Here is a 5,435-nt window from a genome sequence, read left to right on the forward strand (position 1 = left end):
TCCCCTCCCGGAGCGCGAGGGTCAGGATTCGGTGACGGTGCCTGCGACGACCTTCCAGTGCCGGTCGGTGTGGACCGTGGCAAGCATCCGCCGGTCGTGGGTGACCAGGAGGAGCGTGCCGGTGTACCCCGCGAGCGCCTGCTCGAGCTGCTCGATCGCGGCGAGGTCGAGGTGGTTCGTCGGTTCGTCGAGCACGAGCAGGTTGACGCCGCGGGCCTGGAGCAGGGCGAGGGCCGCGCGGGTGCGCTCCCCCGGCGACAACTCGCCCGCCGGCCGGGTGACGTGATCGGCCTTGAGCCCGAACTTGGCGAGCAGGGTGCGTACCTCCGCCGTCGAGAGGTCGGGCACAAGCTCCTCGAAGCCCTCGGCGAGCGGCCGGGAACCCAGCAGCAATGACCTGGCCTGGTCGATCTCGCCGATCCGTACGCTCGCGCCAACGCTCGCGGTGCCGCTGTCCGGAACCGAGCGGCCGAGGAGGGCGCCCAGCAGGGTGGTCTTGCCCGCGCCGTTCGGCCCGGTGATGCCGATCCGTTCGCCCGCGTTGACCTGGAGCGACACCGGCCCGAGGGTGAACACGCCCCGGCGGAAGACGGCCTCGTTGAGGGTCGCGACGACCGCGCCCGACCGCGGCGCCTCGCCGATCGTGAAGTCGAGCTGCCATTCCTTGCGCGGTTCCTCGACCTCGTCGAGGCGTTTGATCCGGCTCTCCATCTGCCGCACCTTCTGCGCCTGCTTCTCGCTCGATTCAGCGGATGCCTTCCGCCGGATCTTATCGTTGTCCGGCGACTTCTTCATCGCGTTGCGCACGCCCTGGCTCGACCACTCCCGCTGGACGCGGGCCCGGCCGACGAGGTCGGCCTTCTTCTCGGCGAACTCCTCATAGTGTTCGCGCTTGTGCCTCCTGTCGGTTTCGCGCTCCTCGAGGTAGGAGTCGTAGCCGCCGCCGAAGACCCGGTTGGCGCCCTGGGCGAGATCGAGTTCGAGCACCCGGGTGACGCAGCGGGCCAGGAATTCCCGGTCGTGGCTGACGAGCACGACCCCGCCCCTGAGTCCGTGCACGAAGGCCTCGAGCCGTTCGAGTCCGTCGAGGTCGAGGTCGTTCGTGGGCTCGTCGAGCAGCACGACGTCGAAGCGGCTGAGCAGCAGGGCCGCCAAGCCCACCCGGGCGGCCTGACCGCCGGAGAGCGAGGTCATCGCCGCGTCGGCGGCGAGGCTGAGCCCGAGGTCGGCGAGCTGGGCGGGCATCCGCTCGTCGAGGTCGGCGGCGCCGCTCGCGAGCCAGCGATCGAGGGCAGCGGAGTAGACGTCGCCGGGATCGCGTCCGTCGGGGCCACCGCCGGCGCCGCCATCGCCGACGGTCGCCTCACCCGCGAGCAGGGCGGCGGCGGCATCGAGCTCGCGGCTCGCGTCGGCGCAGCCCGTGCGGCGGCCGATGTAGTCCGCGATCGATTCGCCCGGCCTGCGGTCCGGCTCCTGCGGCAACCAGCCGACGAAGGCATCCGCCGGGGAGAGTCCGACGCTGCCGGCCTGCGGGGCGAGCCGGCCGGCGAGCAGCCGCAGCAGCGTCGACTTGCCGGAGCCGTTGACCCCGACCACCCCGACGACGTCGCCGGGCGCGACGGTGAGGTCGAGTGAATCGAAAAGGGTACGGTGCGCGTACCCGCCGGCGAGGCCCTTGGCCACGAGCGTTGCGGTCATTACTCCATGGTCTCATTGCACCTGTTCTCCCGGCACCGCGTAGCCTGTTACTGTCCCGTGACCGGCACGGCGGCAGTTCGAAGGGCTTTCTTGTGGACACCACCCTGCTCCGGCGTTTCGTCACGACCGCCGAAGCCACTAACTGGGGTGCCGCGGCGAAGACCCTCAACATGACCCGCGCCACCCTCCTGATCTCCATCAGGAAGCTCGAGGAGGAGGTCGGCGGCGAACTGTTCGTCACCGTCGACGACGTGCCCACCCTGACGAGCGCCGGACTCGAGCTGCTCGAGGTCGCGCGTCCCGTGGTGCGGAAGCCCGCTGCAGCAGCAGCCCCGCAGAAGCCGGCGAAGGCCGGCGGCAAGGCGAAAGCCTCCAAGGGCCAGGGCCGGGCACCCGCGGTCAAGGGCGCGCCGAAGCCCAAGGGGCGCCGCCAGTCCCGCTGAGCGGCGTGACCGGCCCGCCCGATAGGGTGGTCTCGTCCACCCCGAGGAAGGGCACGATCATCAGAGAACCACGGCGAATCGATTCAGAGTCCGTCCAGCGGATGGCTTCCGCATGAACTGGGTGATCGCCGGGCTTCCCCTGCACCCACTTCTCGTGCACGCGAGCGTGATCCTGATCCCTCTTGCCGCCCTGTGCGCGATCCTGACTCTGGTCTGGCCGGCCGCCCGGCGGCGGCTCGGCATCGTCACGCCGCTGCTCGCGTTCGCCGCGCTCGGCGCGACCCTGCTGACCGTGCAAGCCGGGGAGGCCCTGGCGCAGATCATCACCCCGACCGCGCTGAGCGGGGCGCACGTCGCCATCGGCGAGACCGTGCGGCCGTGGGTCTTCGGGCTGTTTCTCGTGGCTGCGGCCCAGTGGCTGTGGTTCCGGTATTTCGGGACCGGGCAGAAGTACGGCGCCCGGATCCCCTCCCCGGGAACCCGCACGGCCCTGACAGTCGTACTCGCTGTCGCAGTGGCCCTGACGAGCGTCGGATCCGTCGTTTCGGTCGTCGTCGTGGGCGATTCCGGCGCCAGGGCCGTGTGGTCGCCGGTCGTCGACGGCACGAAGTAGGGACGGCCGACGGGCCTGATTCCCACCCTCCTGCGGTGCCTTGACCACGGCCCGCGATGGGTGTACTACGGACGCCGTGAGGGCCCGGACCGGTTCCGGGCATGCCGTCCAAAGGAGGAATCATGGCACCCTTCACCCTTGACTCTCTGCGTGAACGAGTCCGCGGATCCGTGATCGGACCTGACGACCCGGGGTACGACGACGCGAGAGCCGTCTACAACGGGATGATCAACAAACGTCCGGCCGTCGTCGTCAGGCCCTCGCAGGTCGCCGACGTGATGACGAGCGTCGCGTTCGCCAGGGAACACGAACTCCCCGTCGCCGTTCGCGGCGGCGGGCACAGCGCCCCCGGGTTCGGCACGGTCGACGGCGGCCTCGTCATCGACTTCGTCGCGCAGACCGGTGTTCGGGTCGATCCGGCCGCGGAAACGGCACGTTCCGGGCCCGGGGCGACCTGGGCGGACTTCAACCACGCGACCCACGCCTTCGGCCTCGCAACGACCGGCGGGATCATCGGCTCGACGGGCGTGTCCGGGCTCACCCTCGGCGGCGGAATCGGGTACCTCTCGCGGCAATTCGGATTGTCGTGTGACAACCTGCTCTCCGCCGATGTCGTGACCGCGGACGGACGGTTCCTCGTGGCGAGTGAAACCGAGAACGCGGACCTGTTCTGGGCGCTGCGCGGCGGGGGCGGTAACTTCGGAGTGGTCACCTCGCTCGAGTTCCGGCTGCACCCGGTCTCCACCATCTACGGGGGCCTGGTGATCTACCCCGCGGCGGAGGCAGACACCGTCGGCCGCTTCTACCGGGATTTCATCGCGAACGCCCCGGAGGAGTTCGGCGTGTTCCTCGGGTTCCACCAGGGACCGCCGGTGCCGTTCCTGCCCGAGCAGTGGCACGGTCAACCCGTCTGCGTCATCGTCGGCGCCTGGACCGGACCCCTCGACGAGGGCGAGAAGCGCTGGCAGCCGATCCTCGACGCCGCGCCCGTCGCCGGTTCGTTTGTCGGGCCGCTCCCGTACCCCGTGCTGAACGGTCTGTTCGACCCGATGCTGCCGAAGGGCATGCAGGCGTACTGGAAGGCGGACTTCCTCGCCTCCCTGAGCGATGACGCGCTGCGGGTCGCCGTCGACTTCGGCAGCCGGATCCCGAGCATGGAGTCCGCGAACCACTACTACCCGATCGACGGGGCGGTGCAGCGGGTCGCACCGGGGGCGACGGCATTCCCCTACCGGAACGTGGACTTCGCGCCGGTCATCGCCGGGATGTGGCACGACCCCGCGGACAATGCGGCGAACATCCGCTGGGTTCGGGACTACTGGGAGGCGCTGCACCCCTTTGCCGAGCCCGGCGGCTACATCAATTTCATGGACGCCGACGATCAGGGCAGGATCGCGCAGAACTACGGGCCGAACTACGAGCGGCTCGCGGAGGTGAAGGCCGTCTACGACCCGGACAACGTGTTCCGCGTCAATCAGAACATCAGTCCGCGCGTCAGTGCCCCGTCCGCCGGCACCCAGGCTCCGGGGGTCCAGGAGGGAGGCGTCACGAGCGTCGAGGACTGACCGGTCGTCGCGTGACCTTGCGTGGCCTCGGGTCAGGCCTTCTTGACCACGCTCGACTTCAGCTGCATCGCTCCGACGCCGTCGATCTTGCAGTCGATGTCGTGGTCGCCGACGCCGTCGACCAGGCGGATGCCGCGCACCTTCGTGCCGACCTTCACCACGGTCGAGCTGCCCTTGACCTTGAGGTCCTTGATCACGGTGACGGTGTCGCCGTCCGCGAGGACGGTTCCGAAGGCATCCGTGATCACGCGCTCGGCGGATGCGTCACCCGGGTCGGCCGTCAGGCTCACGTCGGCCGCGGCCCATTCGTGCCCGCACAGCGGGCAGACGAGCAGTGCGCCCATCTCGTAGGCGAGGTCGCTGGAACATTCGGGGCACGGGGGCAGGGTATCGGTCACTTCCCCACCGTAGTCGAGCGGGGTCGAGCATCAGGCGGTTAGCGCCAGCTCCCGATGATCAGGCCCATGATCGTGAGATTGAGCACGTCGCTCGAGACCTCGATCAGCCAGACCCGGAATCCGGCCCCGGCGAAGAGCCGGTGCGAGAGCGACGAGGCAGCGGCGAGCCCGATGCCGAGCAGGAAGCCGGTGAGTGCGCCCTGGAGCGGGCCGAAACCGGGAGTGGCGGGCGCGACGAACGAGATCACGACGGCGACGCTGACGGCTTCGACGAACGCGGCGACGGCCGTCGCACCGAAGACGACGGCCATGTTGCTGGCGGCGCCCGGCACCGCCGCCGGGTCCTTGCCCATCAGTTTCCACCAGAGCGGGAAGAACGTCTTCGGGCCGAACCAGATGCCGCCCGCGATGAAGGCGGCGACGGTGGCGGCCAGAATCGCCAGCCAGTTGAGGTGGGTCAGGTCCACAATCGTTCCTATCGGTCGTCCGGCGCGAAGAACTCGACTGTATCGACAAGCGGATGTCCGCGGCTACCGGTACTGGGCTTCCGTTCGCCGTCGGCGATCGTGGTGACCGGCAGCAGGCGCCGCGTGTCTCGATCCCGGAACCGATCCTTCCCACCGGTCCGGGCTGGATCCCTCACAGTGACAGGAGAGGGAAGACGTGCGAAGCTTCTGGTCAGGGGTGATTTTCGTCGTCCCTGTGATGGGGGATGCAC

Annotated in this window: 6 protein-coding genes; 3 read left to right on the forward strand and 3 right to left on the reverse strand. The window is 69.5% G+C overall.

The features are described 5' to 3' along the window. Nucleotides 1–21 precede the first annotated feature (21 nt). Nucleotides 22–1,698 (reverse strand): ABC-F family ATP-binding cassette domain-containing protein, encoded by a 1,677-nt coding sequence (locus QN357_RS17690; protein WP_323505289.1) that lies wholly within the window; start codon nt 1,696–1,698, stop codon nt 22–24. A gap of 92 nt (nt 1,699–1,790) precedes the next feature. On the opposite strand from QN357_RS17690, the gene QN357_RS17695 reads away from it, so the two are divergent. The 3 genes from QN357_RS17695 (at nt 1,791) to QN357_RS17705 (ending at nt 4,319) form a co-directional block, all read left to right on the forward strand. Then, nucleotides 1,791–2,141, forward strand: coding sequence for a LysR family transcriptional regulator (locus QN357_RS17695; protein ID WP_134449519.1), 351 nt, complete (start codon nt 1,791–1,793; stop codon nt 2,139–2,141). 112 nt (nt 2,142–2,253) lie between these two features. Beyond that, nucleotides 2,254–2,754 (forward strand): DUF2231 domain-containing protein, encoded by a 501-nt coding sequence (locus tag QN357_RS17700; RefSeq protein ID WP_322136192.1) that lies wholly within the window; start codon nt 2,254–2,256, stop codon nt 2,752–2,754. 122 nt (nt 2,755–2,876) lie between these two features. Then, nucleotides 2,877–4,319, forward strand: coding sequence for an FAD-binding oxidoreductase (locus QN357_RS17705; protein ID WP_134559093.1), 1,443 nt, complete (start codon nt 2,877–2,879; stop codon nt 4,317–4,319). Nucleotides 4,320–4,351: 32 nt separating this feature from the next. Here QN357_RS17705 and QN357_RS17710 read toward each other — a convergent pair whose 3' ends face one another. Both QN357_RS17710 and QN357_RS17715 read right to left on the reverse strand, forming a co-directional pair. Beyond that, entirely contained in the window at nt 4,352–4,717 is a 366-nt protein-coding gene (locus tag QN357_RS17710; RefSeq protein ID WP_134449516.1) for a zinc ribbon domain-containing protein YjdM, read from the reverse strand. Between the two features lie 38 nt (nt 4,718–4,755). Continuing rightward, nucleotides 4,756–5,184 (reverse strand): DUF1761 domain-containing protein, encoded by a 429-nt coding sequence (locus QN357_RS17715; RefSeq protein ID WP_166787384.1) that lies wholly within the window; start codon nt 5,182–5,184, stop codon nt 4,756–4,758. Between the last annotated feature and the right edge of the window lie 251 nt (nt 5,185–5,435).

This window comes from Cryobacterium sp. RTC2.1, from assembly GCF_035018685.1.
Lineage (GTDB): Bacteria > Actinomycetota > Actinomycetes > Actinomycetales > Microbacteriaceae > Cryobacterium > Cryobacterium glucosi.